This is a genomic window from Cyanobium sp. Candia 9D4, assembly GCF_024346155.1.
Taxonomy (GTDB): Bacteria; Cyanobacteriota; Cyanobacteriia; order PCC-6307; family Cyanobiaceae; genus Cyanobium; species Cyanobium minutissimum.
In genome coordinates this window covers 41,656-58,910 of the sequence record NZ_JAGQCK010000007.1, presented here as the reverse complement: position 1 = coordinate 58,910, position 17,255 = coordinate 41,656, and the positions used below count along the sequence as shown (strand labels likewise).

Genomic DNA, 17,255 nt, shown 5'->3' with positions numbered 1-17,255 from the left:
TGCCTAGCGTTGCGCCAGTGACGAAGCCTGCATGGAAGCGCTCATCATTCCGGTGCTCGTGGTGCTCGCCGGGCTGGGCATCAGCGGCGTCAAGGTCACCAGCAGCAGCCGCTCGATGCTGGTGGAGCGCCTCGGCAAGTACGACCGGGAACTGCGCCCCGGCCTGTCCCTGGTGATCCCGGGCCTGGAGCGGGTGGTGAGCCACGAATCGCTCAAGGAGCGGGTGCTCGACATTCCCCCCCAGCAGTGCATCACCCGCGACAACGTCTCGATCGAGGTGGATGCGGTGGTGTACTGGCAGCTGCTGGAGCATGCCCGCGCCTACTACGGCGTCGACAACCTGCAGGCGGCCATGGTCAACCTGGTGCTCACCCAGATCCGGGCCGAGATGGGCAAGCTCGACCTCGACCAGACCTTCACCACCCGCAGCGAGGTCAACGAGACCCTCCTCAAGGAGCTCGATCAGGCCACCGATCCCTGGGGCGTCAAGGTGACCCGGGTGGAGCTGCGCGATATCCAGCCCTCCCAGGGGGTGCAGCAGGCCATGGAGCAGCAGATGACCGCCGAGCGGGAGAAGCGGGCGGCGATCCTGCGCTCGGAGGGGGAGCGGGAGTCCCAGGTGAACGCGGCCCGGGGCCGGGCCGAGGCCCTGGTGCTGGATGCCAAGGCCAAGCAGGAGGCAGTGCTGCTCGATGCCGATGCCCAGGCCAAGCAGCAGCTGCTGCTGGCCAAGGCGCGGGCCGAATCGGCCACCCAGCTGGCGGCGGTGATCGAGGCCCATCCTGCGGCGGCCGAGGGGCTGCGGCTGCTGCTGGCCAAGGACTGGATGGCCATGGGTCAGGAGATGGCCCGCTCCCATGGCGGCAGCGTGCTGATGGTGGATCCCCAGAGCCCGGCCTCGCTGCTGGCGGCCCTCAAGGGCCTGCAGGAAAAGGGCGGCAGCTGAGGCTCCACTCCTCCCAGCTGACTCAGCTGCGCAGCACCGCCCGCAGCCCCTCGGAGTACAGCAGGGCGGTGCAGAGGATGCCGCCGGCCCAGCACAGGCTGCGCACGGGTGGAACGTTGGCCACGTAGGCCCCGATGTAGCCCAGACGCAGGGCGGGGTGCAGCCAGGCCACCAGGGGCACCCAAGGGGCGGCCGCCAGCACCGAGGGGGCCACCAGCAGGCACAGCAGGCAGGCGGGGGCGTGCAGGGTGAAGGCCTCGAAGCTGTTCTGGTGGGCCCAGTTGGCCCGCTTGCCCCAGGCCGGCAGCCGCTCGAACATCGCCCGGGGGGCGGCCAGGTCGGAGGGTTGGAAGTCGGCCTGGGAGCGGGCGGCGCCCAGGGGGATCAGGCTGAGCACCACCACGGCTCCCGAGAGCACCAGCGACCAGGCGAAGGCCCCGCCGGCGGCCGCCGGCAGCACCGGCAGGGCGACGCTGGCCGCCAGGAGGGGGCTGAGCAGGGAGGTGGCCATCGGGACAGGGCGGCTGGGGTCTCTTTTCTAGGCTGGCGCTGCCTTGCCTTCGCCCGTGCCATGGCCGACAGCTATTCCTTCGATGTCGTCTCCGACTTCGACCGCCAGGAGCTGGTGAACGCCGTCGACCAGGTGCGCCGCGAGGTGGGCCAGCGCTACGACCTCAAGGACTCCAACACCGAGATCGACGTGGAGGAGGCCAGCCTGACGATCACCACCGCCAGCGACATGACGCTTGACGCGGTGGTGGACGTGCTGCGCCAGAAGGCCACCAAGCGCAACCTGTCGCTGAAGATCTTCGACCTGCAGACCCCCGAGCCGGTGGGCGGCAACCGGGTGAAGCAGGTGATCAAGCTGCGCAAGGGCCTCAGCCAGGAACTGGCCAAGAAGCTCAGCAAGAAGGTGCGCGATGAGGTCAAGAAGGTGACCGTGGCGATCCAGGGCGAAAGCCTGCGCGTCACCGGCAAGAACAAGGATGATCTCCAGCAGGTGATCAGCCTGCTGCGGGCGGAGGATCTGGAAGTGCCGCTCCAGTTTGAAAACTACCGCTGAGGCGGCCGCGGATTCTTGCCCTCAACCGGCGGCTGCAGCGGAAGGCGGCGGCGAGCCCCAGGACCGGCAGAGGGCCAGGGACCGCAGGATCAGGCGGGTCGCCGGGGTCGCCGTGCGGGGGCGGTGAGAGCCACCCGGATCTTGGCTCGGTGCCAGGAGCGGGGGCTGGGCAATCGTCCAGCTCGCCAGCCAGCTCAAAACCTGGGCAATAGAGCAGTAATCCAGTAAGGGGCCAGGGCGCGGCGCCGGGGGGCTGTCCTGGAACGGGGCTGATCAGCAGTTGCCAGCCACTGTTATGGCCATGGAAGACGGTTGGAGCGGTGAATGTTGAAACGTTGGCGGTCACGGAGATGAAGCCGCAGTCGGGAAGCAGGCAGCGCGGCGCCGTCTCGAAGATCCCCTTGGGAGACCCCGAAGAGGAAGCAAAATTGAGTTCAACGGTCGCCGGTGGGGCACTGGTTGCCGTCCCGGCCTCTAGACCCCGGAAGGTGCCGATCAGGCCGTCGAAGACGAAGATCAGATCCAGCGCCAGGGCCGGCGGGGGCAGCAGCAGGACGGCCGCGACGCCTGCGAGGACGACCGCTGCAGATGTGCGATGGCTGGACGGCCCCATGGCCCCTCAGTGCCTGATCACCATCATTATTCTGTTATGGACGGATCCGAACCGTTGCCTTTGCTGCATCTTCACCATGGATGCAGATGTGCAGCAGCCATGGTTTTGGTGGCGACACCCTTGCCACGGAGTTGGTCAGTCGGGTGTGATGGCGTGGGCCGCGGGAGTGGCCATGCCCTGGAGCCGGCGACGGAGCCTCCGGCTGTAGCCGAAGCAGGCCGCGGCCCCCAGCAGGGGAAGGGGGCCTGGAACCGTTGAAGTCTCCGGTTTCACGACCCTTGTGAAGGCCAGGCTCCCCGCACCCCCCTGACTGCCGATGGCATCGAGGTCGTAAGCAAAGAAGGCTTCGTTGACATCAAAGAAGCCAGGCACAAAAGAGAAGGCGGGCAGGGTGTCGACCGAATACTCGAGACCGAGAAAGACCCCATTGTCGAAGACGACCGCAGCATCAGGATCGTCGTTCTCGTCGTACTGGGTGCCTTGGAACAGGAAGGAGAAGTCGGTGAGATTGAGCGTGTTCGTGTTGTAGGCGAACGTGCCGGAATAGCTGTTGGGCGCCAAAGAGCCCGAGTCGATCAGAATGTCGAAGGTGTAATTCACCACCGCCGCCCTGAGAGGGGCCGGCTGGGCCAGCGCCATGCCCAGCGCCAGACCTGTCGTTGTGAAGGCAAGTTTGGGGAGGAGGCGGGCCATGGGAGGGGATGTCGTGTTGGTCGGGGGGGGGGTGGGAGCCAACACCTGAGCGTCTTCTCAGCTTAGCTCAAGTTGGGCTCATCTGGTCTTCAGGACGGCGTCGCGTGATCAGACAATGAAATTGTCCGGGTTGCTGAGGCTGGCCAGCGAGACGTTCTTGAACAGGATGAAGTTCCGGGCGGCGGCCAGGCCTGACCCATCGGGATCGATCTGCAGCAGGGTGTCGCCGCCTTTGGCTACGAACTTGAGGTAGCCATCGGTGATGGGTGTGCTTCCTCCGTAGCCGACGCTGGCCAGGGCCCCCTTCAGGTCCACCTTGTCCCCTTCGGCCCTGTTGAAGTCGATGATCGTGTCGCCGGCATCGACGATGCTCCTGTAGACGAAGCGATCGCCACCGCCTTGGCCCCGGACCGAGTCGGCCCCCTGGAGCCCGGTGATCACGTCATCGCCGGCCGTTCCCACCAGGGAATCGCGGTTCTTCGTGCCGGTGATGGTGCGGCCGAGGTCGTCGTTGGTGATGGTGCCCGTGACGGCGCCGGCGGTGCCAAGGGTGTAGGCGTCGTTGGCCAGCAGGGTGAGGACGACGGTTTCGTCGGGCTCGACGATGCTGTCGCCGGTGGGATCAACGCTGAGGGTGGCGGTGGCGGAACCGGTCGCAAAGGTGATGCTGGTGCCGATCAGGCCGTAATCGGTCCCGTTGGTGGCGGAGCCGCCGATGGAATAGTTGACGACGAGGGGATTGGTGGTGGGCCCCGTACGGGTGAACGTGTAGACGAGATTGCTGGCGCCGTTCTCCAGAACGCTGGCAGGGGAAACGGCCACGGAAACGCTCGGCTTGGCCTGCACATTGATGGCAAGGGTGGCGTTGGTGGTTCCGCCGAAACCGTCGGAGATCACGTAGAAGAAGGTGTCGGTGCCCGTGAAGCCAGCGGCCGGGGTGTAGGTGAAGGTGTCGAAGGCGGTGTTGGCCACGGTGCCGCCCTGGCTGGTGGCCGTGAAGAACTGGCTGACCGAGAGGGGATCGCCATCCGGGTCGGTGTCGTTGGCGATGAGGTTGGCGCCCAGGATGGTGGCGGTCTGGCCGGGTTGGATGGTGATCGCCGGGTCGGCGACGAACACCGGAGCGCCGTTGACGACGTTGATGGCGAGGGTGGCATTGGTGAAGCCGCCGAAGCCGTCGGAGATCACGTAGGCGAACGTGTCGGTGCCGGTGAAGCCGGCGAACGGGGTATAGGTGAAGGTGTTGAAGGCGGTGTTGGTGACGGAACCGCCCTGGCTGGTGTTGGCGAAGAACTGGCTGATCGAGAGGGGATCGCCATTGGGATCGGTGTCATTACCCAGGAGCGTCGCGCCGTTGATGGTGGCGGTCTGCCCCGGCCGGATGGTGATCGCGGGGTCGGCGACGAACACCGGAGCGCCATTGACGACGTTGATCGCGAGGGTGGCATTGGTGAAGCCGCCGGCACCGTCGGAGACCACGTAGGAGAAGATGTCCGTGCCGGTGAAGCCGGCGGCAGGGGTGTAGGTGAAGGTGTCAAAGGCGGTGTTGGCGACCGAACCGCCCTGGCTGGTGGCAGTGAAGAACTGGCTCACCGAGAGGGGATTGCCATCCGGGTCGGTGTCGTTGGCCACGAGGCTGGCGCCGGTGAAGGTGGCGGTCTGGCCGGGCCGGATGGTTTTGGCCGGGTCGGCGACGAACACCGGAGCTCTGTTGCCGACGTCGTCATTGGTGATGGTGCCCGTGACGGCCCCGGTGTTGCTGATGGCGTAGGCCGCATTGGCCAGCAAGGTGAGGCTGACGGTTTCATCCGGTTCAACGTCACTGTCACCGGTGGGATCAACGGTGACGGTGGCGGTGGCCGAGCCGGCGGCGAAGACGATGGAGGCGGGGATCAGGCCGTAGTCGCTGCCGTTGGTGGCGGTGCCGTTGATGGCGTAGTTGACGGTGAGGGGGTTGGTGGTGGCGCCGGTTCTGGTGAAGGTATAGATGAGGTTCGTTGTTCCGTTTTCTGTGACGCTGGCAGGTGAGAGGGCGAGGGTGACGACGGGCAGTGGAGCGGCGTCGTCATTGGTGATGGTGCCGATGCCCTGGCCGTCGAGGAGTGTGACGCCGTTGGTGGGGGCGGAGAGGTTGAGGAAGAAGGATTCGTTGGGCTCGAAGGCGGTGTCGCCGTTGATGGTGACGGAGATGGTCTGGGTTTCCCCGGTGGTGCCTGCGAAGTTGAGGGTGCCGGATGCGGCGAGGTAGTCGGAGCCGGCGGTGGCGGTGCCATCGGCAGTGGCGAAGTTCACCGAAGCGCCACCAGCGACGGCATTGCTGAGGGTGACGGTGAAGACGGCGGTGGTGGTGCCGCTGTTGCCCTCGGTGATGGAGACGTCGCTGATGGAGAAGGAGGCGTCGTCGTCGTTGGTGATGGTGCCGATGACGGCGCCGGCGGTGCCGACGATGTAGGCGGCGTTGGACTGGAGGGTGAGGGAAACGGTTTCGTTGGGCTCAAGGACGGTGTCGCCGGTCGGATCGACGGTGACGGTGGCGGTGGCCGAGCCGACAGCGAAGGTGACGGAGGCGGGGATGGCGGCGTAGTCAGTGCCGCCTGTGGCGGTGCCGTTGATGGCGTAGTTGACGGTGAGGGGTGTGGTGGTGGCGCCGGTGCGGGTGAAGGTGTAAACGAGATTGGTGGCGCCGTTCTCGAGAACGCTGGCGGGGGAGACAGCCAGGGTGATGACGGACAGGGCAGCGGCGTCGTCATTGAGGATCGTGGCCGTGGCGGTTGCCGTGCCGATCGAGCCGTTGATGGGGTTGGTGATGGTGACGGTGAAGGGTTCGTCGGCCTCCACCACCGTGTCCTCCACCGTGGCGATCGAGAGCGTGGCGGTGGTCTGGTTGGAGAGGATCGTGATCGTGCCCGTCAGGGGCGTGGAGATGTCACCGGCGGTCGCCGCGGGCCCGGTGATCGTGTAAGTGACGGTGGTGGGCTGGCTGAGCACGGCTCCGCTCCGCGTCGCGGTGAGGATGAAGGCTTCCCCTTCCTCCGCGGCGGCGGGCGCCAGGCTGATCGAGACCACAGGCGGCGGCAGCACCTGCACCGAGAAGTTGGTCGGCGTCGAGCTGGCCGTGCCGGGATTGATGTCCGCCACCCGTGAGGTGCCGGCGGCGGTGCCGTCCGTCGACCAAAGCTCGAGACCTTCGCCGGGGGTTGAGGCCTGGAAGTAGAGCCGCCCGTTCAGGACGCCACTGAACAGCAGACTGACGTTGCTGCCGCCCGTGCCCGGGTTGATGTCGGCGACGAGCACGGTTCCGGCTTCAGTGCCATCGGTCTTCCACAGCTCGGCCCCTTCCGCCGTCGTTGTGCCGCGGAAGTAGAGCTCGCCGTTGAACAGAGCTCCCGGGCCTGCGGCCAGGGCGCCGTTGCTGTTGACGCCGCCGGGCTGAATGTCCTTGAGAAGCCGCGTTCCGGAGGGGGTGCCGTCGCTGACCCAGAGCTCCGAGCCGTTGACCCCATCGTTGGCGATGAACACGGCCTTGCCGTTGACGGCTCCCACCGTGTTGATGGGCCAGCTGACGTTGGACAGCAGCCGCGTGGTGTTGGCCACCGTGCCGTTCGACACCCACAGCTCGGCCCCCAGCACCCCCGGGGTGTTGCTGGTCTCGATGGCGAAGAAGACCCTGTCGCCGACCACGGTGGGGTTGGTGGTCCGGGCGGTCGCCAGCGGGCTGAGGTTGCCGAGGGAGAGGGTGCCGCCGGCGGTGCCGTCGCTGTACCAGGCCTCCACCCCGTTGACACCGTCGTTGGCATAGAAGAAGACGCCGTCGTTGAACGAGGTGAGCACCGAGATGGCGCTGCTGGCGCTGCCGGGAACGATCTCGGTGACGAGCCGCGGTCCGGCGGAGACGCTCTCGATCACCCAGAGCTCGTTGCCTTCGGCTGTGGTGTTGGCCGTGAAGAACACCTTGCCGCCCGAGACGGTGAGCTGGCGGGCCGGGTTGGTCGCCGCGCGCGAGCCGGTAGGGCCGGGCTGGATATCGGCGAGGAGGCGTGTCCCCGCGGCGGTGCCGTCGGTGAACCAGAGCTCGTTGCCGCTGGTGCCGTCGTCGGCGAAGAAGAGGGCGCCGCCATCGAACGGCGTGATGAGCGTCGGGGCGATGGCGCTGGAGAAGCTGACGATCGGGTTGATCTCCACCAGCTGGCTTGTACCGGCCGTCGTCCCGTCGGTGACCCAGAGTTCGGTGTCTCCGGTGGCGTCGTCGGAGGCGAACAGGAGCTTGCCGTTGGCGAGCTGCACGGTGGAGGGGAAGGCTCCCGTTGCCCCGGGGGCGGCATCGATCACCTGCCGGGTGCTCGCCGCCGTGCCGTCCGTCAGCCAGAGCTCGCGGCCACCGGCGGCGGTGACGGCAGAGAAGAACAGCACGGGGATGCCGGCGGGCTGGGGAGGGACGTCGTCGTTGGTGACGGTGGCCCTCCCCTGGCCGTCGGCGATGGTGACGCCGTTGGTGGGAGCCGAGAGGTTGAGGAAGAAGGATTCGTCGAACTCCACGGCCGTGTCGCCAGTGACGGTGACGGAGACGGTGCGCTGCTCACCGGCATTGCCGGTGAAGTTCAGGGTGCCGTTGGCGGCGACGTAGTCGACACCGGCGGTGGCGGTGCCGTTGGCGGTGGCGTAGGACACCGATGCCCCACCGGAGACGGCGTTGCTGAGGGTGACGGTGAAGACGGCGGTGGAGGTGCCGGCGTTGCCTTCCACGATCGAGACGTCGCTGACGGAGAAGGAGGCGGTGTCGTCGTTGCTGATCGTGCCGGTGACGGCGCCGGGAGTACCGATCACGTAAGCCGCATTGGCGGCAAGGCTGATGGCGATGGTTTCGTCGGGCTCCAGGACCGCATCGGCGGTGGGATCGACGGTCACCGTGGCGGTGGCCGAGCCGGCGAGGATGGTGACGGAAGCGGCGATCGGGGCGTAATCGCTGTCGCTGCTGGCGCTGCCGCCGACCGTGTAGATGACCGTGAGGGGATTGGTGGTGGCGCCGGTGCGGGTGAATGTGTAGACGAGATTGGCGGCACCGTTCTCGGCAACGCTGGCCGGTGAGACCGCCAGTGTGATGACGGGCAGGGAGACGTCGTCTGTGGTGATGGTGCCGAGTCCCTGGCCGTCGGCGATCGTGACGCCGGCCTTGGTGATGCCAGAGAGGTTGACGAAGAAGGTTTCGTCGGATTCGACCGTGGTGTCGCCGTTGATGGTGACGGAGACGGTCTTCGTTTCACCGGCTGTGCCGGTGAAGTTGAGGGTGCCGACGCTGTTGACGTAGTCGGAGCCGGCCGTGGCGGTGCCGTTGGCGGTGGCATAGTTCACGGACACGCCACCGGCGACCGCGTTGCTGAGGGTGACGGTGAAGACGGCCGTGGTGGTGCCACTGTTGCCCTCGATGATGGTGACGTCGTTGATGGAGAGGGAGGCCGTGTCATTGTCGTTGTTGATGACGCTGACATCGGCGGCATTGAGACCGTTGTAATTGGGGTCGCCGCTGGTAGCGGGGGCGGTGACGATGGAATAGGAGACGCCGACACCGTTGGCAACGCCGCCTTCGTCTCGATCGACAATCGCGTCATCGACACCGGTGACGGTGACGGTCTGGGGAATGTTCCAGTTGGCGGGTGTGAAGACAAGGGAAGAAGTGGAGACGGTGCCTTCCGTGGTGTCGGAGCTCGAGATCCCGATGGTGACGTTGTCTGTGGGCTGGCTGTTGAGAACCACCGTGAAACTGGGCGTGACAGCCAGGGCACCCGGGTTGGCATAGAGATACCTGGCGTCGGATGCCGTGAGCGCTCGGTTCCAGATGCTCACCTCGTCGACGGTGCCCGTCAGGGCGCCAATCATCTGCGTACCGGCCGCATTCAGAATGCCACCAACACTGAAGTTAGCCAGAGAGCTGTTAAACCCAGTGTATCCTTCGGTGTCGCGAAGCTCACCGTTTACATACAGCCGGGAGAGCGAAGCAGTTCCGTTGTTGAAGTCGTGGACGCCGATGATCTGATGCCAGTTGCCATCATTCAGACTCAGATTGCTGCTGACGGGATTGGGATAGGACTGGTAGAAAATCGCACCACCTGTCACCTCTCCGGAGCCACTGTTTGTATTGTTAATGCCATTGAAATATCCAGCGATCGCACCAGCTTGGTGGCGTCCGGCCACAATGTAACCATTGGTGTCACCACTCTGTAGCTTCACCCAGGAAACCAGAGAAAACGTGCTGTTGGTGTTTCCAAACGAGAAGTTATTCCCCATGTCCACAAACCCATTGCCGGCCGTTGACATGGTCACGGCACCACCGCTCAAGCCCCCGGCCGTGAAGCTGGCGTTGCCCAGGAGCGAGCCATTGACCGAACCTGCTGCGGCGAAGGCGGTCGAACCGGATGTCTCGTTGAACCGCCAGGCGGCGAGCACCTGAGGGTCCGTGCTGCCTTCCGAGGTGGTCAGCTGCCTGGGCCGGATCGGGTCCGGCGCAGGAGACACCGTGATGCCCGCTGTGTCGTCATTGGTGATGGTGCCGGTGACGGCCCCAGCGGTGCCGATGGTGTAGGCGGCGTTGGCGGAAAGGGTCAGGGAAACGGTCTCGTCCGCCTCGACGACAGCATCGCCGGTGGGATCGACGGTGACGGTGGCGGTAGCCGATCCAGCGGCGAAGGTGATGGAGGCGGGGATCAGGCCGTAATCAGTGCCATTGGTGGCGGTGCCGGCGACGGAGTAGTTGACCGTGAGGGGATTGGTGGTGCTGCCTGTGCGGGTGAAGGTATAGACAAGGTTGCTGGTGCCATTCTCCGTGACGCTGCCCGGAGACACAGCCAGGGTGACGACGGGGAGGGGAGCCGCATCATCATTGGTGATGGTGCCGACGCCCTGGGAGTCGGCAAGGGTGACGCCGTTGGTGGGAGCGGAGAGGTTGAGGACGAAGAACTCGTCGGATTCGATGGCGGTGTCTCCGTTGATGGTGACAGCGACGGTGCGCTGCTCGCCTGCGGTACCCGTGAAATTGAGGGTGCCGGAGGTGGCGACGTAATCAGTACCGGCGCTGGCGGTGCCGTTGGCGGTGGCGTAGGAAACGGACGTCCCACCAGCGACGGCATTGCTGAGGGTGACGGTGAAGACGGCGGTGGTGGTGCCGCTGTTGCCCTCGGTGATGGAGACGTCGCTGATGGAGAAGGAAGCGGCGTCGTTGTCGACATTGGTGACACCGACATCGGCGACGGCAAGCCCGCTGTAGTTGGCGTCGGTGCTGGTGGTCGCCCCGGTGAGAATCGTGTAGGCGATATTGCCATCCACAACGCCATCATCGACGCCTGTGACTGTGACGAACTGGAAGGCATTCCAGTTGGCCGGGGTGAAGGTGAGGGAAGAAACGTTGGTGGAGCCTTCGGTGCTGTCCGAACTGGCGATGCTGATGCTGACGTTGGCCGACGGCTGGCTGGTGAGGCGCACGCTGAACTGGCTGGTGCCGCCGCCCTCCGATGTGAACAAGCCACCGGTGGGCGCAACCGTGACCCCCGCGGTGTCGTTGTCGGTGTTGGAGACACTGACATTGGCGGCATTGAAGCCGTTGTAGTTGGGGTCGCTGCTGGTGGCCGCCGCGGTGACGATCGAATAGGCCACCGTGCCATCGATGGCAGGGTCATCGACGCCCGTGACGATCACGGTCTGGGGGACGTTCCAGTTGGCCGGCGTGAAGGTGAGCGAGGAGAGGTTGGTGGTGCCTTCTGTTGTGTCGGAACTGGAGATACCGACGGTGACGTTCGCCGTGGGTTGACTGTCGAGGACGACGGTGAAGGTGGCGCTGCCACCGGCTTCGGTGGTGACCAGGCCGGAGGTGGGGGTGACGGTGATGCCGGTGGCGACGTTGACGATGACGGAGAACGTGGCCGTGGTGGTGGCCGTGTCACCGGTGGTTTCGGCGCTGGTGGCCGTCACGGTGAGCGCGAAGTTGGCGGCATTGGCCACCGTGATGGTCAGCCCCGCGAGCTGGGCGGGAGTCAGGGTCCAGGTGCCGTTGTTGTTGTTGGTGCCCGCCGAGAGGAGAGCTCCGCTGGGCACGCCGGAGATCAGGATGCTGCGCTGATCATTACCATCGCTGGCCGCGAAGCTGGCGGCGATGTTGAGCGGAATCGGCGTGTTGGTGTTCCCTGTGCGGTCGGCGACGATGATGTTGGGTGCACCGGTCCGGGCGGACGTCGGGGTGATCAGGTTGAAGCTGTAGTTGACGCTGGTGGCGCTGGCCCCATCAATGGCGAGGATGTAGGTGCCATCGGCGGTGAGGTTCAGCTCCAGGTCGGTGGTGAGGTTCTGGTTGACCAGGGATTGGTTGGTCGGTCCGAAGAGACGCCAGGCGGCGGAGGGAAATCCGGGGGTCAGGCTGTCGAAGACGAGCCGCTGGCCGGCCGTGCCGGTGAAGCGGTAGAGATCGGTGTCCTGGCCTGGGGAAAGGGTGCCGCTGGTGACGGTGTCGAAATTGAGAGCAGTGGCGGCGGCGACATCGAGCAGCTGGAAGCTGTAGGCGCCCGAGTCGAGGGAGAAGGTCGCTGTGCTCTCAACCAGCAGCTGGTAGGTGCCGGCCTCGGTGAGCGTGAAGGGCGTGTTGCTGTCGGCGTAGTGCTGCTGGTTGAGAAAGACGATGTCGCCGGTGGGATCGATCAGGCGAACGGGGAAGCTCGTGCTGGAGTCGTTGGTGAGGGCGTCGTAGTAGAGCCGTTGGCCCACCGATCCGGTGAAGGTGTAGATGTCCCGTTCGCCGATTTCGGCGAGCGAGCTGGAGACGGGGCTGTTGAGGCTGAGGGCGGTGGTGGAGGTGGTGGGGGTGACCAGACTGAAGCTGTAGTTGACGTTGGTGGCGCTGGCTCCATCGATCGCCAGGACGTAGGTGCCATCGGCGCTCAGGGTGAGATCCAGGTCGCTGGTGATGTTCTGGTTGGCCAGGGATTGGTTGCCCGGTCCGAAGATCCGCCAACTGACGGAGGGGAATCCGGGGGTCTGGCTGTCGAAGACGAGCCGCTGGCCGGCAGTGCCGGTGAAGCGGTAGAGATCGGTGTCCTGGCCTGGGGAAAGGGTGCCGTTGGTGACGGTGTCGAACGGCAGAGCTGTGGCGGCGGCCAGATCGAGCAGCTGGAAGCTGTAGGCGCCGGTGTCGAGGGAGAAGGATGAGGTGCTCTCGAGCTGCAGCTGGTAGGTGCCGGTTTCGGTGAGGGTGAAGGGAACGCTGCTGTCGAAGTAGTGCTGCTGGTTGAGAAAGACGATGTCGCCGGTGGGATCGATCAGGCGAACGGGGAAGCTCCTGGTGAAGTCACTGGTGAGGGCGTCGTAGTAGAGCCTCTGGCCCGCCGTTCCGGTGAAGGTGTAGATATCGCGTTCGCCCATCTCGCTCAGTGAGCTGGAGACGGGGCTGTTGAGGCTGAGGGCCGTTGTGGTGGTGGAGGGGGTGATCAGGCTGAAGCCGTAGTTGACCGTGGTGGTGCTGGAGCCATCGATCGCCAGGACGTAGGTGCCATCGGCGGTGAGGTTCAGCTCCAGGTCGGTGCTGATGTTTTGGTTGGCCACGGACTGGTTGGCCGGTCCGATGACCCGCCAGGTGGCGTTGGGGAAACCGGCGGTCTGGCTGTCGAAGACGAGTCGCTGGCCGGCCGTGCCGGTGAAGCGGAAGAGGTCGGTTTCCTGGCCGGGGGAAAGGCTGCCGTTGGTGACGGTGTCGAAGGGCAGAGCCGTGGCGGCGGCCACATCCCTCAGAGCGAAGTTGAAGTCGGCCGCCGTCGTTGCATTGTTGACCAGCAGCAGGTGGTAGGCGCCCGTTTCCGAGAGGCTGAAGGTCGGGAAGCTGTCCGCTTCGCCGCTGCTGCTGAGCACCGAGCTTCCATCGGGGCGCAGCAGCACCAGGTTGAGGGAGTCGTTATCTTCTTCGAGCGCGTCAAAGTAGAGCCGCTGGCCTGCGCTACCGCTGAAGCTGAAGATCTGTGTGGCAGCGGCCGCCAGGGGACCGCTGGAGGCGGCGCCGAGGGTGAGCGGCGTGGCATTGGCGCTCAGATCGAGGATCCGGAAGTTGTAGTCACCGGTTCCGTTGATCCGGACGGTGTAGCTTCCCGAACGCGGCAGAGCGAAACCCCCACCTGAATCACTTCCGGCATTGGCGGAGTAGATGGCGGTGTTGGCATTGCCCTGATCGAGAATCTGCAGGGAAACACTGTCAAAATCCGGGTCCAGGCTGTCGACATAGAGCAGTTTCCCGGCGGCTGCGGTGATCGTGAAATCGACCGGAGATCCGGATACCGTCCCCGATTGGCTGAAGGGGAAGGCGGTGGGTGCGGCGGGCGGCGGGTCGATGGTGCCCGTTACATTGAAGTTGTAGCTGACATCGCTGGCACTGCTGCCGTCGATCTGCAGCAGGTAGGTGCCGGTGGCATCCAGAAAGGCCGTGAAATCCGTGCCGGCACCAACGCTGGATCCCGCCACCGTCACGTTGTTGGGGTCGAACAGACGCCAGTTGGCCCCCGTCGCGGCGGCCAGGCTGTCGAAAGTGAGCCGCTGGCCCGCGGTGCCGGAGATGCGATAGAAATCCGATTCTCTCCCTGGGCTGAGGGTGCCGGTAATGGCCGTGCCCAGGGTGATCAGGGGAGCATTGCTGGCATCGATGAGCTTGAAGTCGTAGTCGCCCGTGCTGTTGGCAACGCCGACCTGGCCTTCGACGATCAGCTGATAGGTGCCAGGTTCGGTGAGGGTGATCAGACTGCCGTCGGAATCGGCGTCCAGGAAACTGAGGGTGGTCCCGCTGGGACTACGCAGAGTGGCCAGGATGCTTCTGGTGTTGTTGACCGTGGCGTCGAAGAAGAGTCGCTGGCCGGCTGTGCCGCTGAAGGTGTAGATGTCCTGCTCGCCCAGTTCGGTGATCGAGCCGCTGACGACACTGCCCAGGGTCAGAGGCGTGCTGGTGGTGGTGGGGGTGACGAGCTGGAAGCTGTAACTGACGGGAGTGGCGGTGTTGCTGTTGCCCTCGATCTGGAGCAGGTAGGTGCCGGCCTCCGGCGTGGTGAACTCATAGTCGAAGTTGATGGAGCCAGAGAAGATCTGCGTGTTGCCAGCATCGAAGACCCGGAAGTTCGGGCCGGTGCCGGTGATGGCATCAAAGGCGAACCGCTGGCCCGCCGCGGCGGTGAAGCGATAGAAGTCACTCTTCGCTCCAGGGGTCAACGTTCCTGCGGTCTCGGTGTCCAGGGTGAGGACGGGTGCGGCGGCGGCATCGATCAGCTGGAAGTCGTAACTGCCCGTGCTGTTGGCATTGCCGACCAAGCCCTCGACGATCAGCTGATAGATGCCGGTCTCCGTGAGGGTGACCAGGCCGCTGTCGAAATCGGTGTCGGCAGAATTGATCACCAGGGCCCCGCTGGGGCTGCGCAGGGTGGCGAAGAGGACCCTGGCGTTGTTGACGGTGGCGTCGAACAGCAGGCGCTGACCCGCGGTGCCAGCGAACGTGTAGATGTCCTGCTCGCCCAGTTCACCGATTGAGCCGCTGACGACACTGCCCAGGCTCAGCACCGTGCTGGTGGTGGTGGGGGTGACAAGGCTGAAGCTGTAGCTGACGGGGCTGGTGGCAAAGGCGCTGCCCTCGATCTGGAGCAGATAGGTGCCGGCTTCCGGCGTCGTGAACTCAAAGTCGAAGCCGAGGGAGCCGTTGCCGATCTGGCTGTTGCCGGCATCGAAGACTCGAACGGTCGGACCGGTGCCGCTGATGCCGTCGAAAGCGAAACGCTGGCCTGCCGCTGCTGTGAAGCGGTAGAACTCACTCTCAGCCCCAGGGGTGAGAGTGCCTGGGGTGACGGTATCCAGCGGGAGGATCGGTGCGGTCGAGGCATCGATCAACTGGAAGTTGTAGTTGCCCGTACCGGTGGCACTGCCGACCTGGCCTTCGATGGACAGCTGATAGGTGCCGGTTTCGGTGAGGGTGACCAGGCTGCTGTCGAAATCGGTGTCGGCGAAGTTGATCACCAGGGCCCCGCTGGGGCTACGCAGGGTGGCGAAGAGAGCCCTGCTGTTGTTGACGGTGGCGTCGAGAAGCAGGCGCTGCCCGGCGGTGCCCGTGAAGGTGTAGATGTCCTGCTCGCCCGGTTCGCTGATCGAGCCGCTGACGGCACTGCCCAATGTCAGCGATGTGCTGGTAGTGGTGGGAGTGACGAGCTGGAAGCTGTAGGGGATACTGCTCGCACTGGTGCTATCGATATAGAGAATATGGCTACCCGTGCGCGTCAGCGTGATCTCGAAGTCTGACGCGAGATTGCCACTGGTGATCGCCTCACCGTTGGGACCGCGCAGAACCACGCTGGCACTGGACGCCGATGGTGACTGGCTGTCGAAGACGAGGCGCTGGCCTGCCGTGCCGGTGAAGCGGTACAGCTCGGTTCCGAGGGGGACCAGGGTGCTGCTGGTGACCGTATCGAAGGCTAGATCCGTGGCCGGTGCCTGCAGCAACCGGAAACTGAAATCCGTCGCCGTCTGCACGGTGGATTGCTGGACGAGATAGTAAGTGCCGGATTCGCTGAGGGTGAAGACGTCGCTGTCGCTGGAGGCGTTGACGAAAAAGAGGTTGGTGAGAGTGGTGCCGCTGGGGCCGATCAGATACGTCTGAACGCTGTCAAAATCCGAATCGAGGGCGTCGTAGAACAGCTGCTGCCCCACGGCGCCGCTGAAGCTGAAGATCTGCGTTGCGGCTGCCGCCAGTGGGCCGCTGGTGGTGCTGCCGAGGGTGAGCGGCGTGGCATTGGCGCTCAGATCGAGGATCCGGAAGTTGTAATCGCCCGACCCATTGACGCGGACGGTGTAGCTTCCCGAACGCGGCAGAATGAGACCGGCCGAGGAATCAGAGCTGGCGTTGGCGCTGTAGATGGAGGCGTTGCCGTTGCCCTGATCGAGGATCTGGAGGGAGACGCTGTCAAAGTCTGGGTCGAGGCTGTCGATATAGAGCAGAGTTCCGGCGGCGGCCGTGAAGGTGAAATCAACCGGAGATCCGCTCACCGACCCCGATTGGCTGAAGGGGAAGGCGGTGGGGGAAGCGGGCGGTGGATCACTGATGTCGTTGACCTGGAAGCTGTAGCTGACGCTGGCGGTGGCATTGGTGCCATCGAAGACCAGGTAGTACTCGCCATCGGCGGGCAGCGTGACGCTGAAATCCGTGCCGCTGGAGGTGCCGGAGGAGTTGAGCGCCTGATTGCCGGGGCCGTAGAGAACCCAGGTGGTGCTGGTGGGGGGCGCGAGCAGGCTGTCGAACTGGAGACGCTGGCCCCTGGTGCCATTCAGACGATAGACATTGCTCCTGATCCCCGGGGTGAGGGCATCCGTGACCGTGGCGCCCAGGGGAAGGATGGGGGCCTGATTGAGCTTGAGCAGGCTGAAGTTGTAGTCGCCGGTGGTGCTGGCGTCGCCCCGGATGACGATCTGGTAGGTCCCGCTGAGGGTGAGGGTGGCTGGGGTGGTGTCGGCGGTGTGGCCGAAGTTGGTGAAGATCGTGGCCCCGGAAGGGTCGATCAGGCTGTAGGAGATGTTCTCGAAGACTGGATCGGCATCGATGCCGTCGAAGAAGATTCTGTCGCCGATGACACCATCAAAGGTGAAGACCTGCTGTTCTCCCTGCTCCGTCAGAAGGCCGTTGAAATTGATCGCGTAGGACGAACTAGCCATGGGCCTTCATCCACCATCAAAGAAAATTCACCAAAACCTAACCCGAATCTTCATCCGACATTCCCCACCTCCTCCTATGTAATAATTCTTATTACATATAGTCTGAGAAAGATGTCTTCCGGCCTATGCGCCTATCACTTAGGCGGCATGTCGTGTATCCAGGCTGACATCATTCCTCCCCGGATTTCATTCACGGGCATGGATGAAGCCTGGGTCCGGATGGACGAATCGCCAGGCCT

Annotated in this window: 5 protein-coding genes; 2 read left to right on the top strand and 3 right to left on the bottom strand. The window is 64.7% G+C overall.

Features of this window, described 5'->3' with window-relative positions:
• Positions 1–31: 31 nt before the first annotated feature.
• Positions 32–946: an SPFH domain-containing protein gene (locus tag KBZ08_RS13130; protein WP_106222454.1), complete on the top strand. Its 915-nt coding sequence runs from the start codon at positions 32–34 to the stop codon at positions 944–946.
• Positions 947–968: 22 nt separating this feature from the next.
• On the opposite strand, the gene KBZ08_RS13125 is transcribed toward KBZ08_RS13130, so the two are convergent.
• Positions 969–1,457 carry an MAPEG family protein gene (locus KBZ08_RS13125; protein ID WP_254973543.1) on the bottom strand — a complete coding sequence of 163 codons (489 nt, stop codon included), beginning with the start codon at positions 1,455–1,457 and terminating at the stop codon, positions 969–971.
• A 60-nt stretch (positions 1,458–1,517) separates the two neighbouring features.
• Between KBZ08_RS13125 and KBZ08_RS13120 the strand changes: the two genes are divergently transcribed.
• Positions 1,518–2,009 carry a YajQ family cyclic di-GMP-binding protein gene (locus tag KBZ08_RS13120; RefSeq protein WP_106222458.1) on the top strand — a complete coding sequence of 164 codons (492 nt, stop codon included), beginning with the start codon at positions 1,518–1,520 and terminating at the stop codon, positions 2,007–2,009.
• Between the two features lie 748 nt (positions 2,010–2,757).
• Here KBZ08_RS13120 and KBZ08_RS13115 read toward each other — a convergent pair.
• Together KBZ08_RS13115 and KBZ08_RS13110 are read right to left on the bottom strand one after the other, a co-directional pair.
• The gene (locus KBZ08_RS13115; RefSeq protein WP_254973541.1) at positions 2,758–3,315 is read right to left on the bottom strand and encodes a hypothetical protein; all 558 of its coding nucleotides are present in this window, start codon (positions 3,313–3,315) and stop codon (positions 2,758–2,760) included.
• 108 nt (positions 3,316–3,423) lie between these two features.
• Positions 3,424–17,016, bottom strand: coding sequence for an ELWxxDGT repeat protein (locus KBZ08_RS13110; RefSeq protein ID WP_254973539.1), 13,593 nt, complete (start codon positions 17,014–17,016; stop codon positions 3,424–3,426).
• Between the last annotated feature and the right edge of the window lie 239 nt (positions 17,017–17,255).